The sequence below is a fragment of the Paraburkholderia ribeironis genome (assembly GCF_900019265.1).
In the GTDB taxonomy this organism is placed as follows: Bacteria; Pseudomonadota; Gammaproteobacteria; order Burkholderiales; family Burkholderiaceae; genus Paraburkholderia; species Paraburkholderia ribeironis.
Map to the genome: position 1 here is coordinate 138,516 of NZ_CYGX02000012.1, position 14,534 is coordinate 153,049.

Sequence of the window (14,534 nt, forward strand, 5' to 3'; positions counted from 1 at the left end):
TTTGTTGCCTGCCCGCGGCTTTGCGCGCTCCAGCCGCGCAGCACACCGCGCGGCGGCGTCAGTCGTCGTGGTTCGGATCCAGATCGGGAAACAGCACGTCGGTGAAGCCGAACTTCGCGAAATCGTTGATTCGCATCGGATACAGCTTGCCGATCAGGTGATCGCACTCGTGCTGCACCACGCGCGCATGAAAACCCTCGGCCACGCGGTCGATCGGAGTGCCGTACTGATCGAAGCCGTGATACTTGATCATCGAAAACCGGCTCACCGCACCGCGCAGGCCCGGCACCGACAGACAGCCCTCCCAGCCCTCTTCCATATCGAGCGACACCGGCGTGATGGTCGGATTGATCAGCACCGTCTCCGGCACCGGCGGCGCGTCGGGATAGCGCTCGTTCTGGCCGAAACCGAAGATCACGACCTGCAGATTGACGCCGATCTGCGGTGCGGCGAGACCCGCGCCGTTCGCGTCGTGCATGGTCTCGAACAGGTCCTTGACGAGTTCATGCAGTTCAGGCGTGTCGAAGTGATCGACCGGATCGGCAATACGCAGCAGGCGCGGATCGCCCATCTTGAGAATTTCACGGATCATAACTGCCCCTCCAGGAGCTTACGCATACCATCTTCGTCGAGTACCGGGATACCAAGTTCCTCGGCTTTCGCCAACTTGCTGCCTGCTTCGGCCCCCGCCACCACATAGTCCGTCTTCTTCGACACCGACCCCGCCACTTTTGCGCCGGCCGCTTCGAGCATTTCCTTGGCCTCTTCGCGGGCGAGGCTCGGCAAGGTGCCGGTCAACACCACCGTCTTGCCGGCCAGCACGCCTTGTGGCGCCCTGGGCGCGGGCGGCCCTTCCGGCCACGTGACCTTGCCCGGCGCGCGCAACTGGTCGATCACCGTGCGGTTGTGGTCTTCGGCGAAGAACTGATGGATCGATTCGGCCACCACCGGCCCCACATCGTTGACCTCCAGCAGGGCGTCGACCGATGCGTCCATGATCGGAACCAGCGAGCCGAAGTGCTTCGCCAGATCTTTCGCCGTCGATTCACCCACATGACGGATGCCGAGCGCGTAGATAAAGCGCGCGAGCGTGGTGTGCTTGGCCTTTTCGAGCGAGTCGAGCAGGTTCTGAGCGGACTTCTCGGCGAAGCGGTCGAGCTCAGCGAGCGTGGCAAAGCCTAGATTGAACAGATCGGCCGGCGTGCGCACCAGGTTCTGCTCGACCAGTTGGTCGACGATCTTTTCGCCGAGCCCGTCGATATCGAGCGCGCGCCGTTGTGCGAAGTGCCACAGCGCCTGCTTGCGCTGCGCCGGACAGAACAGGCCGCCGGTGCAGCGTGCGATCGCCTCGTCGGGCAGCCGCTCGATGTTCGAGCCGCATACCGGGCACTGCGTCGGCATCACGAACTCGCGGGCGTCGTGCGGGCGGCGCTCGAGCAGCGCGCTGACCACTTCGGGAATCACGTCGCCGGCGCGCCGCACGATCACCGTGTCGCCGATGCGGATATCCTTGCGGCGCACTTCGTCTTCATTGTGCAGCGTCGCATTCGTGACCGTCGCGCCGCCGACGAACACCGGCTCGAGCCGCGCCACCGGCGTGATCGCGCCGGTGCGGCCGACCTGCACGTCGATTGCGACGAGCCGGGTCAGCGCTTCCTGCGCGGGAAACTTGTGCGCCAGTGCAAAGCGCGGCGCACGCGACACGAAGCCGAGCGCGTCCTGCTCATCGCGCCGGTTGACCTTGTAGACCACTCCGTCGATGTCGTACGGCAGCGCATCGCGCTTCTCGCCGACCGCGTGGAAGAAGCCCAGCAAGCCTGCCGCACCCTGCACCACCGCCCGTTCGCCGTTCACCGGCAAGCCGAGTTCCTTGTACCAGTCGAGCAGTTCGCTGTGCGTGGCCGGCATCCCGGCCCCTTCGAGCACGCCGATGCCATAGGCGAAAAACGACAGAGGCCGCTGCGCGGTGATCTTCGAGTCGAGCTGGCGCAAACTGCCCGCCGCCGCATTGCGCGGATTGGCGAACTCCTTCTGCCCAGCGGCGCGCTGGCGTTCATTCAGGCGCTCGAAGTCGCGCTTGAACATCAGCACTTCGCCGCGCACGTCGAGCACGTGCGGCACGCGCTTGCCCTTGAGCCTGAGCGGGATGGAACGGATCGTGCGGACGTTCTCGGTGACGTTCTCGCCGGTCGTGCCGTCGCCGCGTGTGGCGGCCTGCACGAACAGGCCGTCGACATAGCGCAGCGAGATCGCGAGGCCGTCGAACTTCAATTCGGCCGCATAATCTACCGGGAACGCAACGACCGATACCGCAGCGACCGATACCGCAGCGACCGGCGCCGGCGGCTCGCTCGCATTCTTGCCGAGCCCGTCGCCAACGCGTTTGTCGAACGCGACGATGTCTTCATCGGTGAAACCGTTGTTCAGCGACAGCATCGGCTGGTCGTGTACGACCGGCTCGAAGCCGCTCGCCGCTGCGCCGCCCACGCGCTGGGTCGGCGAATCCGGCACGATCAGATCTGGATGCTCCGTCTCGATGCTCTCCAGTTCCTTGAACAGCTTGTCGTATTCCGCGTCCGGCAGTTCCGGCTGGTCGAGCACGTAGTACGCGTAGTTCGCGCGTTCGAGTTCGGCGCGCAGCCACGCGGCCCGCTCGGCCGGAGCGCTGGGTGCGGGTTGAGAGACGGAGGGTCGGGCCATGCTGTCGGAGGGCTCTTCAGTGAAATTCAGAGATTGAATTATCGCAGGAAGCGTGCCCCTTTACATCGGCCGAACGGGTGGATTTGGGCCGGCTCCGGCGCGTTTGTCGCCGATGCGCGGCGACGTTTGAACGTGCCGCCGCCAAACACCGCCGATCGCCGCCAATCGCCGCCAATCGCCGCGGCACATGCCACCACAAACGACGACGGCCGCACATCGTGCGGCCGCCACAGACACGAGAGAGACGCGTCGGGTTACTGACTGAACAGCCGCCGCGTGGCCGGCGAGCCCGCCGGAATACCCGCCTGTTCAAGTTTCGCGTAGAGCGTCATCAACTGTTTTTCGATCGCGAGCAACGCGGTTTCCGGCAACGGGCGACGACCGTCGTCGACCACCCGGCCGCCGATGCGCTCGGCCAGCGATTTCGCGTAGTCGCACATCAGCCGGAACGGCAGGATGTCTTCGTCGGCGACCGGCACATCGAGTACCAGCGTGATCATCTGGCCGCCCTTGTACGTGAGGTCGTCGCGCAGGAAGTTGGTGTCGCCGAATTGCAGCATGAACACCGGGCTCTGGCGCGCGTCGAGCTTGACGAAGCGCGTGCCGTCGCGCGACAGCAGCAAACCGTCCTGCGATGCCACCGCCTGCACGTAGTTGGCCGACCACGGCGCGCCGTCGGAGAGCACGTTGATCGACAACTGCGCGTCGCACTGCGCGGCGAAGCCGTCGAGCTCGCGCGCCATCGCCACCGTTTCCAGCATGTCGGGAAATTCCGGCGACGCGTCGAGCGCGTCGGCAAACTGCTGCACGCCGGTCACGAACTCCGAGAACTCCAGTTCGTTGAGCGCGCCGCTGCGATTGGCCAGTTGCGCGGCCGCGCGCAGCTCCTCATAACGCGCACCGTTTTGCAGCAGCTCCCAGGCGCCGCCTTCGAGCTTGCCTTCGATATGCACCGGCTTGCTGCCAGCGCGGCGCAAACGCTGTGCGAGCGGAATCACCTTGTCGCCTGCGACCGGCCCGTTCAGCCGGATCGGCACGATGCAGTCGATCCGGCGGTCGACGATCGCAGGCGGCGCGGACGAGATCGTCGTGGCCGCCGGCAGGATCGGCTCGACCGGCTCGCCGGCCTTACGCGCGGCTGGCGTTGGCTGCGCCGCCTCGCTGGCCGCGACTTGCTCGACGCCCTCGGCTGCGGCCACGCCCGCGGCTTCCGGATAGCCATTCGGCGTGGTCGTCTCGGCCTGGATATCGGCCGGCGTATCGAGCGGCGCAACGCCCGCGGGCGCGCCGAAAGTCGGTTCGACGCGCGCCGCCGTGGTGTTGGCCGCAGTGTCGGAACCCACCACCGGTTCGCGGCGCGTGGTCGGCCGGGCCGGTTCGATGAACGGGCTCGGCTCCTCGTGATCGTCCCGCGCGAAACTCTCGGCGGTGTCGGTCGGCATGGGCCGCGGCATCTTGCGGCGCACCTTCGCGCCTTGCCACGCGTTGTACACGACCACGCCCCCGACCACTACGGCGCCCGCGCCGATCAAACCGAGTGTCAACTCGTCCATGCATGCTCCATCAGCAATTCTTCTATCTGCGCGGCGCTGCGTGCGCTCCACGTGTCGCGCGGCGTGGGCCGCTGCGCTGAATGCGGGCGCCCGCGCAGGCTTTGACTCAAACGATATTCTGGGCGAAACCGGCCGCCGTTTCCATGTCGACCGCGACGATCCGCGACACGCCCTGCTCCTGCATGGTCACGCCGATCAGCTGTTGCGCCATTTCCATCGCGATCTTGTTGTGCGAGATGAACAGGAACTGGGTTTTGTTCGACATCGCTCGCACGAGATTGGCGAACCGCTCGGTGTTGGCGTCGTCGAGCGGCGCGTCCACTTCGTCGAGCAGACAGAACGGCGCAGGATTCAACTGGAACATCGCGAACACCAGCGCGGTGGCGGTCAGCGCTTTTTCGCCGCCCGACAGCAGGTGGATCGTCGAATTCTTCTTGCCCGGCGGCTGCGCCATCACCTGCACGCCAGCGTCGAGAATCTCGTCGCCGGTCATGATCAGCCTCGCCTGACCGCCGCCAAAGAGGCGCGGGAACAGGTCGCCGAAATGGCGGTTCACTTCGTCGAACGTGCCTTGCAGCAGCGTGCGCGTTTCCGCGTCGATCTTGCGGATCGCGTCTTCGAGCGTTTCGATCGCGCTGGTCAGGTCGGCCGATTGCGAGTCGAGGAACGTCTTGCGCTCGGTTGCGGCCTTCAGTTCGTCGAGCGCGGCCATGTTGACCGGACCGAGTGCGGTGATCGCGTTGTTGATGCGCGTGACTTCGCCTTGCAGGTACGACGGCTTCATGTCCGGCGTCAGCTTGGCCTGCAATTCGGCTTCGTCGACACCGGCCGCCGCGAGTTGCTCGATGAACTGCTCGCCGTTCAGGCGCGCGGCCTGTTCCTTCAACTGCAATTCGCTGATGCGCTCGCGCAGCGGCTGCAGCGCGCGCTCTGCGGTGAGGCGGCTTTCGTCGGCGGCACGCAGTTTAGCGGTGAGATCGTCCAGTTCGAGGCGCGCCGCATGCAGCGCTTCTTCCTTGACCGAACGGATGTCGAGCGCGTCCTGCAGGCCGGTGTGCGCGGTCTGCTGGTTGATCGTTTCCAGTTCGGCACGCGCGTCTTCCAGTGAACCTGCGACGCGCTCGCTCTGCTCGTGCGCGACCTGGATGCTGCGCTTCAATTCGTCGATGCGATTCGCCATGTTGCGCGCGGCAAAGCGCGCGTCGGTGGCGCCGCGGTCGAGATCGCGCGCTTCGCTGCGCGCAATGGTCAATGCTTCGTCGAGCGCTTCGAAGGCGAGTTGATGATCTTCGAAGCGCGCCTGCAATTCGGCCAGTTCGGCGTCGTGGCGCTCGAAGTTCGCCTCCGACTCCGCCCGCATCGCGCGCTGTTCTTCGATCTGCGCGCTGATCTCTTCGAGCTCCTCGCGAATCTGCGTGCTGCGCTGCGTATAGCGCTCGTGGGCCTGCGTGAGCTTGAGCACATCCATCTGCAACGCGTGCACGCGTTGGGTTGCGCGCTCCGCCTGCTGACGCAGCTCGGTCAACCCGTGCGCGGCTTGCGTGTGCGCGGCCTCGGCGCGGATCGCGGCGGCCTTGGCGTCGTCGGCGAGCAACGCCTGCGCGCGCACCTGACGCGCGAGATTTTCGATTTCCTGCTGACGCGCCAGCATGCCGGCCTGTTCGGAATCGGCGGCATACAGTTGCACACCGACGCGCGTCACCACGTGACCCGCCTTGACGACGAACGAGCCGCCTTCCGGCAATTGCGAGCGCATGCTGAGCGCCTGCTGCAGATCGTCGGCGACGAAGGCGAGGCCGAGCCAGTCGTTCAGCACCGCGCGAATGCCCGCGTCGTCGATCCGCTCGAGCGACAGCAGCGGCCTCAATGCGGCCGGCGCGGCGGCCGGCGCAGTGGCCGGTTGAGCGGCCGCCGGCGGCGCGTAGAACGCGAGCTTGGCGGGCGGCGCGTCGGTGGCGAACGCCTTGACCCAGTCGAGATTCGACACCTCGAGCGCGGCCAGGCGCTCGCGCAGCACCGCTTCAAGCGCGGTTTCCCAGCCGGCTTCGACGTGCAGCTTCTTCCACAGACGCGGCAGGCTGTTCAGCTCGTGCTTTTCGAGCCACGGCTGGATCTTGCCTTCGGTCTGGACGTTTTCCTGCAACTGCTTGAGCGCGGCAAGGCGCGCGTCGAGCTGATGAATCTGCGCGCTTTCGGCCTGCACACGCTCCTGCGCGGCGCGGCGTTCGCCGTCGAGGCGCGGCAGCGTTTCCTGCGCGTCGGCGAGACGGGCCTGCGCGTCGTGCAGGATCTCTTCGTGCTCGGCGAGCTGCATGCGCAGTTCTTCGAGCTGCGCTTCGTCGGGTGCGTCGAGCCCGCCCGCTTCCAGCTTCAACCGCTCGTGACGCTGCTGCAATTGCTGCAATTGCTGATCGGCGTTGCGCTGATGCGCGGCTTCGAGCTTGAGCGCCTGCTCGGTCTGCGCGATCCCGCCGCGCTCGGCGTTCAACTCGGTCTGCGCATCGCGCCAACGCGTTTCGAGCGCGGGCATCGCGTCATGCTTGGCGGCGGCCTCGTCTTCGGCGAGCGCGGCTTTTTCTTCGGCGACGGCCAACTGCTCTTCGGCGTCTTCGATATCGCCCTGCGCCTTTTCGGCCTGCGACTGCCACTGCTCGCGCTGCGCGCCCAGCGCGGCGATCTGCGCCTGCACGCGGTTGCGCGATTCGACGATGAATCTGATCTCGGCTTCGAGCCGGCTGACTTCCGCATTCGCTTCGTACAGCGCGCCCTGTGCGCCCTGCATCGCGTCGCTGGCGGAATAATGTGCGACCCGCAGCGTTTCGAGCTGCGCCTCGACTTCACGCAGCTTCGCGGTTTGCGCCTCGAGGTCGATCTGCGCCTGTTCGATCGCGCGTTGCTGGCGCTCCTGCTCGCTGCCCGCCTCATTCTTGCGCAGCAGCCACAAGAGACGCTGCTTCTCTTCACCGTCGGTTTGCAGTTCCTTGTAGCGCGTGGCGACGACCGCCTGCCCTTCGAGCTTCTCGAGGTTCGTGCCGAGTTCGCGGATGATGTCCTCGACCCGGGTCAGGTTCTCGCGGGTGTCGTGCAGACGGTTCTCGGTTTCGCGGCGGCGTTCCTTGTACTTCGACACGCCGGCGGCTTCCTCGAGGAACACGCGCAGCTCTTCCGGCTTCGCCTCGATCAGTCGCGCGATCATGCCCTGCCCGATGATCGCGTAGGCGCGCGGCCCGAGACCGGTGCCGAGGAAGATGTCCTGGATGTCGCGGCGACGCGCCGGCAGATTGTTGATGTAGTAGCTCGAGGTGCCGTCGCGCGTAAGTACGCGCTTGACGGCGATTTCGGCATACTGGCCCCACTGGCCGGCGGCGCGGCCGTCGGCGTTGTCGAACACGAGTTCGACGCTGGCGCGGCTACCCGGCTTGCGCGCGGTCGAGCCGTTGAAGATCACGTCCTGCATCGACTCGCCGCGCAACTCGGAGGCGCGCGATTCGCCGAGCACCCAACGCACGGCATCGATGATGTTGGACTTGCCGCACCCGTTCGGTCCCACCACGCCGACTAGCTGGCCCGGAACCTGGAAATGCGTGGGATCGACGAATGACTTGAAGCCAGCGAGTTTGATCGAGGTCAGACGCACGGCGATTTCGCTGTTTGAAAAGGGATGTAATAGGTGACTCGTGAAGGCCGCGCCAACCGTTCGCCGCTACGGCGAAACGGCCCGCCAATCTTCGCGATACGGGCGCTGGCTACACGCGCTCAGGCATGCGCCGGCTAATGAGGGGCAATCATACCATCGCCTGTGGGCGATTCTTACCGCCCTTATGGTCGTTGCGCCCGCTGTTGTGCGCGCCGCACTCGGCCGCGACGCCTACGTCCTCGGTAGATGGATCGGGCGGCAACACCTTGGTCCGATGCGCCCAGCTGGACAACGCCGAGGCCAGTACGATGCACACGCCGCCGGCCCATTCGCGCGGTCCCGGTATCTCGCCGGCGAACAGCCACGCGGACAACGCGGTGACCACCAGCTCGAACAGCATGATGATCGACGCCCGGTTGGCCGGCACGCGGGCGAGCCCGTACTGCACCAGCATGTTGTTCGACGCCAGCAGCAGACCCAGGCCCACGACCAGCAACGCCGCCGTGCCGAGATGCGCGCCGGTGGGCGGCGTGGGCATCGCCTCGAACAGCGAGGCGCACGCGCTGAAGATCGCCGCGCCGCCGAAGATCGTCGCGGTGCGCATTTCCGGCTTCATGTCCGGCAGCACGCGGCTGGTCTTGAGGATCAGCACGTTGCTCATCGCAAAGCCCATGCCGCCGGCAAGGCCCGCCCATTCGGCGAGATTGCCGGGCACGGGGAGCCCCAGTTGCGGCGACCACAGCATGGTCATCGCGCCGGCCAGCGACAGCGCGGCCAGACCCGCGCCCGCCCAGCTCAGCCGTTCGTGCAGGATGAAGTGTGCAAAGAGCGCAGTCCACGCGGGGGTGAGATAGAACAGCAGCAGCACTCGCATCACCTGGCCGTGAATCGAGCCCCACACGAAGCCGAGGTTGGTGATGCCCGCGGCCAGCGCGAGCGCCGGGAGCAGCCAGTGCCAGCGCACGGTTTTGAGCGCGCGATGGCGCACCAGCAGCACGAACAGGCAGCCGGCGCCGCTCGTCAGCGCACTGGCCGCGGTGCCGGTGACCCCGAGCGCCGCCAGCATGCGCAGCGGATACCAGATCATTCCCCACACCGAAGCGCCGAGCATGATCGCGAGCGTCGGCCAGCCGTTGCGAAGCCAGTTGGTCATGGCGCCAGGCTCCTTGAGCGGGCGCCTGCGGCGTTGCTTATGCAGTGGGTCGTCAGATTGCTGGCGGTCGCGCTCGTGAGGTTGGTGGCGCGCCTGGCAGCCGGCTTATGCGCCGGATGATGCGCCGGATGATGTGCCGGCTTATCTGCCGGTTTGTCTGCCGCGCGGCCGGCCGGATCGCCCGCGACAGTGCGCGCAACGCGATGGCCACGGACCGCCACGGGCTCTCCCCTGATTCGTCCGCTTGTCTGCGGGACTGCTGTGTACATTGCTGCTCCTGCTTGTTGGTGCGCGAACCGTCGGCGGCTCGCTTCATTCCCGCCGTGACGCATTGAATGCGCCACCTGGCGGGTTGCGTCGGTGCCGGGCCATGCGCCGTCTGCAATCGCCGTCTCCATCCATTGCCAACCATAGCCCATGGCGCCGGCGCATGCCTGCCGGCGAGCAGCCGCGCCCCATGGCGTGCGCCCCATGCTATTCGCCCCAGCGTGGCGCCCCATGCCATGCGCGCCACGCCATGCGCGCCACGCCATGCGCGCCACGCTATAATCACCCGCTCGCCGCCGTCCCCGGTCGGTCCGTCTGCCGCACTCGATACGCCCTGCCGTCGGTCGGCGCGCGCCCAGTTTCTCCGCATCCGTCTGCGCCCATCTTCGATCAGGCTCGATCCGCTCCGTGAACCCGCTACTCGATTCCCTTCAGTCCTACCCGTTCGAAAAGCTGCGTGTGCTGTTCAAGGACGTCACGCCGCCGGCCGGCCTCGCGCATATCAGCTTCGGCATCGGTGAACCGAAACATCCCACGCCGGCGCTGATCCGCGACGCGGTGGTGGCATCGCTCGGCGGCCTCGCCGCCTATCCGGCCACGCTCGGCTCGCCGGCGCTGCGCGAGTCGATCGCGAAGTGGATCACGCAGCGCTACGGCCTGCCGCCGATCAATCCGGCCACCGAGGTGCTGCCGGTCTCGGGCTCGCGCGAGGCGCTGTTCGCGCTCGCGCAGACGGTGCTGGATCCACGGCGCAATGCTGACGGCGAACCTGCGATCGTACTCTGTCCGAACCCGTTCTACCAAATCTACGAAGGCGCGGCGATTCTCGGCGGCGCGCAGCCGTACTTCGTCAACAGCGACCCGGCGCGCAATTTCGCCTGCGACTACTCGGCGGTGCCGGCCGACATCTGGGCCCGCACGCAACTTCTGTACGTCTGCTCGCCCGGCAATCCGACCGGCGCGGTGCTCACGCTCGACGACTGGCGCGAACTGTTCGCGCTGTCGGACCGCTACGGCTTCGTGATCGCGTCCGACGAGTGCTACTCCGAGATCTATTTCGACGAAGCGCAGCCGCCGCTCGGCGGCCTCGAAGCCGCGCACGAGCTCGGCCGTGGCTACGAGCGGCTGGTCATGCTGTCGAGCCTGTCCAAGCGCTCGAACGTGCCGGGCATGCGCTCGGGTTTCGTCGCCGGCGATGCGGCGATCCTCAAAGCGTTTCTGCTCTACCGGACGTATCACGGCGCGGCATTGTCGACGGTGTTTCAAAGCGCCAGCATCGCCGCGTGGAACGACGAAACGCACGTGCGCGAGAACCGCGCGAAGTATCTGCAGAAGTTTTCCACCGTCACGCCGATGCTCGCCGACGTGCTCGACGTGCGCCTGCCGGACGCCGCGTTCTACCTGTGGGCGGACGTCTCGCGCACCGGCCTCACGGACACCGAGTTCGCCCAGCGCCTGTACGCCGACTATAATGTGACGGTTCTGCCGGGCTCGTTCCTCGCGCGTACCGCGCACGGCGTGAACCCCGGCCGCAATTTCGTGCGCCTCGCGCTGGTCGCCGACGTCGACGAATGCACGCAGGGCGCACAGCGCATCGTCGATTTTTGCCGTGCGCTCGCCGGTTGAGTCGTGCGCCCGGCTTTGAATGCTGCCGGGCGAACGCCCGGCGCGCCGCATCCCCTTCTTCCGACTTCAACTCTTCAGAAAAAGCACGCATATGTCGCAACAACTTCAGCAGATCATTGACACCGCCTGGGACAACCGCGCCGAACTGTCGCCGAAGGCCGCGCCGGCCGAAGTGCGTGAAGCCGTCGCCCACGCCATCGAGCAACTCGACAAAGGCGCCCTGCGCGTCGCCGAAAAGAAAGACGGCGATTGGGTCGTCAACCAGTGGCTGAAGAAAGCCGTGCTGCTGTCGTTCCGCCTCGAGGACAATGCGCCGATGCCGGCTGGTGGCTACAGCCAGTTCTACGACAAGGTGCCCTCGAAGTTCGCCAGCTACACCGCTGAAGACTTCGCCGCCGGCGGCTTCCGCGTGGTGCCGCCCGCGATCGCGCGCCGCGGCTCGTTCATCGCGAAGAACGTGGTGCTGATGCCGTCGTACACCAACATCGGCGCGTACGTCGACGAAGGCACGATGGTCGACACGTGGGCCACCGTCGGCTCGTGCGCGCAGATCGGCAAGAACGTGCACCTGTCGGGCGGCGTGGGCATCGGCGGCGTGCTGGAGCCGCTGCAGGCCAACCCGGTCATCATCGAAGACAACTGCTTCATCGGCGCGCGTTCGGAAGTGGTCGAAGGCGTGATCGTCGAGGAAAACTCGGTGATCTCGATGGGCGTGTACCTCGGCCAGAGCACCAAGATCTACGACCGCGAAACCGGCGAAGTCACGTATGGCCGGATTCCGGCGGGCTCGGTGGTGGTGGCGGGCAATCTGCCGTCGAAGGACGGCTCGCACAGCCTGTACTGCGCGGTGATCGTCAAGAAGGTGGACGCGAAGACGCGTGCGAAGGTCGGCCTGAACGAGCTGCTGCGAGGCGATTGATGGCGCGCGGCACCAAAACCGTCGTCTACGGCATTCCGAACTGCGACACCGTGAAGAAGGCCCGCGTGTGGCTCGAAGAGCACGGCGTCGAGTTCGAGTTTCACGACTTCAAGAAGGCCGGCGTGACCGAGCCGCTCGTGCAGGACTGGCTGAAGGACGTGAAACTCGACGCCCTGCTGAACCGTCGCGGCACCACGTGGCGCGGCCTGTCCGACGACATGAAGGCAGCCGCGGATACCCAGCCGGGCGCGATCGCGTTGATGATCCATAAGCCGTCGGTGATCAAGCGGCCGGTGCTGGTGGTCAACGGGCGGGTCAAGTCGCTCGGTTTTTCCGCGGACGAATACACTGCGCTATTCGCCTGAGCGCGGCGCGGCTCGCGCGAGCCGACTCGTGCGGCCGAGCGCAACGAGAAGTACGCGCGGCCTCGCCGCGTGGCTCAAAAGCTGTTGCCGGCTGCGCTATTCAACCGCCAGCCGGCATTTTTTCATTTCAAAGTGGCTTGTACTGAATCCATGTCTGGCACCCTCGCCCTTACCGAACAACTGATCGCACGCGCCTCCGTCACACCCGACGATCAGCATTGCCAGCGTCTCCTGATCGAACGCCTGTCCGCGCTCGGCTTCGAGCACGAGACGATCGAATCGAACGGCGTGACCAACCTGTGGGCCGTCAGGCGCGGCACCGACGGCACGCGCGGCAAACTGCTCGCGTTCGCCGGCCACACCGACGTGGTGCCGACCGGCCCGCTCGAGCAGTGGCACTCGTCGCCGTTCGAGCCCACCCAGCGCGATGGCAAGCTGTATGGCCGCGGCGCGGCGGACATGAAGGCGTCGATCGCCGGCTTCGTGGTGGCGAGCGAGGAATTCGTCGCGGCGCACCCCGCGCATCGCGGCTCGATCGCCTTCCTGATCACGAGCGACGAAGAAGGCCCGGCCACCGACGGCACCGTCAAGGTCGTCGAAGCGCTGCAGGCACGCGGCGAACGGATGGACTACTGCATCGTCGGCGAACCGACTTCGAGCGTGCAGTTCGGCGACATGGTGAAGAACGGCCGGCGCGGTTCGATGTCGGGCAAGCTGATCGTCAAGGGCGTGCAAGGCCATATCGCCTATCCACATCTGGCGAAGAATCCGGTGCACCTGCTCGCGCCCGCGCTGGCCGAACTGGTGGCCGAGCGCTGGGACGACGGCAACGAATACTTTCCCCCCACCACGTGGCAAGTGTCGAACATTCACGGCGGCACCGGCGCGAGCAACGTGATCCCCGGCCATGCCGACGTGATGTTCAACTTCCGCTTCTCGACGGCCAGCACGGTCGAAGGCCTGCAGGCGCGCGTGCACGCGATTCTCGACAAGCACGGGCTCGAATACGATCTGCAATGGTCGGTGAGCGGCCTGCCGTTCCTCACGCCGCGCGGCGAGCTGTCGGACGCGCTCGCGCAGGCGATCAAGGATGAAACCGGTGTGACGACCGAACTGTCGACCACCGGCGGCACGTCGGACGGCCGCTTCATCGCGCGCATCTGCAAGCAGGTGATCGAATTCGGTCCGCTAAACGCCAGCATTCACAAGATCGACGAGCATATCGAACTCGCACACATCGAGCCGCTGAAGAACGTGTATCGTCGCGTGCTCGAACAACTGATCGCCTGACCGAGGACCCTTTGCGATGACGCTTCCGTTTTCCACTGTCCGCGACCTGCTGCGTTTCGCGGTGTCGCGCTTCAACCAGGCTCAGCTGTCGTTCGGCCACGGGTCGGCCAACGCCTACGACGAAGCCGCCTATCTGATCCTGCACACGCTGCATCTGCCGCTTGACCTGCTGGATCCATTCCTCGACGCGCGGCTGACCGCGGCCGAAATCGACGCCGTGCTGAACGTCATTGAACGGCGCGCCGCCGAACGCGTGCCGGCCGCGTACATCACACAGGAAGCGTGGATGCACGGCTTCCGTTTTCATGTTGACGAGCGCGTGATCGTGCCGCGTTCGTTCATCGGCGAATTGCTGCAGGATGGCCTGCAACCCTACGTGGAAGATCCCGAGCAGGTGAGCGCGGTGCTGGAGCTGTGCACCGGCTCCGGCTGCCTCGCGATTCTCGCCGCGCACGCGTTCCCGAATGCGGATGTCGATGCGGTGGACCTGTCGGCGCCGGCGCTCGAAGTCGCCAGGCGCAACGTGATCGACTACAAGCTCGACAATCGCATCGCGCTGTTCGAAGGCGATCTGTACGCGCCGCTCGCCGAGCGCCGCTACGATGTGATCATCAGCAATCCGCCGTACGTGAACGCCGCGTCGATGCAGCAGCTGCCCGCCGAATACAAACACGAACCGGACATGGCGCTGGCAGGTGGTGCCGACGGCATGGACGTCGTGCGTCGCATCATCGCCGACGCGCGCAACTGGCTGACCGAAGACGGTGTGCTGGTCGTCGAGATCGGCAACGAACGCGAGCACGTCGAAGCGGCCTTCGGCGGCCTCGACCTGGTCTGGCTCTCGACCAGCGCCGGCGACGACAATGTATTCCTGATTCAGGCCGCCGACCTGCCGGTCTGATGACATGTCAACGCCTTGATGCCTGATGGCGTGGTGCGCGCGGCGGGCATCTGCAGGGGTCGCGCGGGTTGCGTTTGAAGGCGTTTTCGAGGCGGGTTTGCAGCGCGATGCCGTCTGACGCTG

The 14,534-nt window shown here is 66.1% G+C and carries 10 protein-coding genes; 5 read left to right on the top strand and 5 right to left on the bottom strand.

Annotation, left to right across the window (positions count from 1 at the left end; translation table 11 throughout):
* Positions 1-58: 58 nt before the first annotated feature.
* The 5 genes from def to BN2475_RS06395 form a co-directional block, all read right to left on the bottom strand.
* On the bottom strand, positions 59-592 hold the full coding sequence (gene def, locus BN2475_RS06375; protein WP_094778710.1) for a peptide deformylase: 534 nt from the start codon (positions 590-592) through the stop codon (positions 59-61).
* Positions 589-2,700, bottom strand: coding sequence for an NAD-dependent DNA ligase LigA (ligA, locus tag BN2475_RS06380; RefSeq protein WP_094778711.1), 2,112 nt, complete (start codon positions 2,698-2,700; stop codon positions 589-591). The genes def and ligA overlap by 4 nt, the downstream gene beginning before the upstream one ends.
* Before the next feature lie 254 nt (positions 2,701-2,954).
* Positions 2,955-4,253: a cell division protein ZipA C-terminal FtsZ-binding domain-containing protein gene (locus tag BN2475_RS06385; protein ID WP_094778712.1), complete on the bottom strand. Its 1,299-nt coding sequence runs from the start codon at positions 4,251-4,253 to the stop codon at positions 2,955-2,957.
* A 106-nt stretch (positions 4,254-4,359) separates the two neighbouring features.
* Entirely contained in the window at positions 4,360-7,890 is a 3,531-nt protein-coding gene (gene smc / locus BN2475_RS06390; protein WP_094778713.1) for a chromosome segregation protein SMC, read from the bottom strand.
* A gap of 148 nt (positions 7,891-8,038) precedes the next feature.
* Positions 8,039-9,043: a DMT family transporter gene (locus BN2475_RS06395; protein WP_094778714.1), complete on the bottom strand. Its 1,005-nt coding sequence runs from the start codon at positions 9,041-9,043 to the stop codon at positions 8,039-8,041.
* Between the two features lie 675 nt (positions 9,044-9,718).
* Here BN2475_RS06395 and dapC point away from each other — a divergent pair.
* The 5 genes from dapC (at position 9,719) to prmB (ending at position 14,411) form a co-directional block, all read left to right on the top strand.
* Positions 9,719-10,936 carry a succinyldiaminopimelate transaminase gene (gene dapC / locus BN2475_RS06405; RefSeq protein WP_094778716.1) on the top strand — a complete coding sequence of 406 codons (1,218 nt, stop codon included), beginning with the start codon at positions 9,719-9,721 and terminating at the stop codon, positions 10,934-10,936.
* A 91-nt stretch (positions 10,937-11,027) separates the two neighbouring features.
* On the top strand, positions 11,028-11,855 hold the full coding sequence (gene dapD, locus BN2475_RS06410; RefSeq protein WP_094778717.1) for a 2,3,4,5-tetrahydropyridine-2,6-dicarboxylate N-succinyltransferase: 828 nt from the start codon (positions 11,028-11,030) through the stop codon (positions 11,853-11,855).
* A complete protein-coding gene (locus tag BN2475_RS06415) occupies positions 11,855-12,220 on the top strand; it encodes an ArsC family reductase (protein ID WP_094778718.1) in 366 nt (121 codons plus the stop codon). Before dapD ends, BN2475_RS06415 begins: the two co-directional genes overlap by 1 nt.
* Positions 12,221-12,370: 150 nt before the next feature.
* Positions 12,371-13,510, top strand: a complete 1,140-nt coding sequence (dapE, locus tag BN2475_RS06420) for a succinyl-diaminopimelate desuccinylase (RefSeq protein WP_094778719.1) — start codon at positions 12,371-12,373, stop codon at positions 13,508-13,510.
* A 16-nt stretch (positions 13,511-13,526) separates the two neighbouring features.
* Positions 13,527-14,411, top strand: coding sequence for a 50S ribosomal protein L3 N(5)-glutamine methyltransferase (gene prmB, locus BN2475_RS06425; RefSeq protein ID WP_094778720.1), 885 nt, complete (start codon positions 13,527-13,529; stop codon positions 14,409-14,411).
* Positions 14,412-14,534: the final 123 nt, after the last annotated feature.

What these genes read in the sequence shown, in the direction of transcription:
- prmB (WP_094778720.1), top strand. Translation starts at nt 13,527, where the DNA reads ATGACGCTTCCGTTTTCCACTGTCCGCGACCTGCTGCGTTTCGCGGTG.
- dapE (WP_094778719.1), top strand. Translation starts at nt 12,371, where the DNA reads ATGTCTGGCACCCTCGCCCTTACCGAACAACTGATCGCACGCGCCTCC.
- BN2475_RS06415 (WP_094778718.1), top strand. Translation starts at nt 11,855, where the DNA reads ATGGCGCGCGGCACCAAAACCGTCGTCTACGGCATTCCGAACTGCGAC.
- BN2475_RS06395 (WP_094778714.1), bottom strand. Translation starts at nt 9,043, where the DNA reads ATGACCAACTGGCTTCGCAACGGCTGGCCGACGCTCGCGATCATGCTC.
- ligA (WP_094778711.1), bottom strand. Translation starts at nt 2,700, where the DNA reads ATGGCCCGACCCTCCGTCTCTCAACCCGCACCCAGCGCTCCGGCCGAG.
- dapD (WP_094778717.1), top strand. Translation starts at nt 11,028, where the DNA reads ATGTCGCAACAACTTCAGCAGATCATTGACACCGCCTGGGACAACCGC.
- BN2475_RS06385 (WP_094778712.1), bottom strand. Translation starts at nt 4,253, where the DNA reads ATGGACGAGTTGACACTCGGTTTGATCGGCGCGGGCGCCGTAGTGGTC.
- def (WP_094778710.1), bottom strand. Translation starts at nt 592, where the DNA reads ATGATCCGTGAAATTCTCAAGATGGGCGATCCGCGCCTGCTGCGTATT.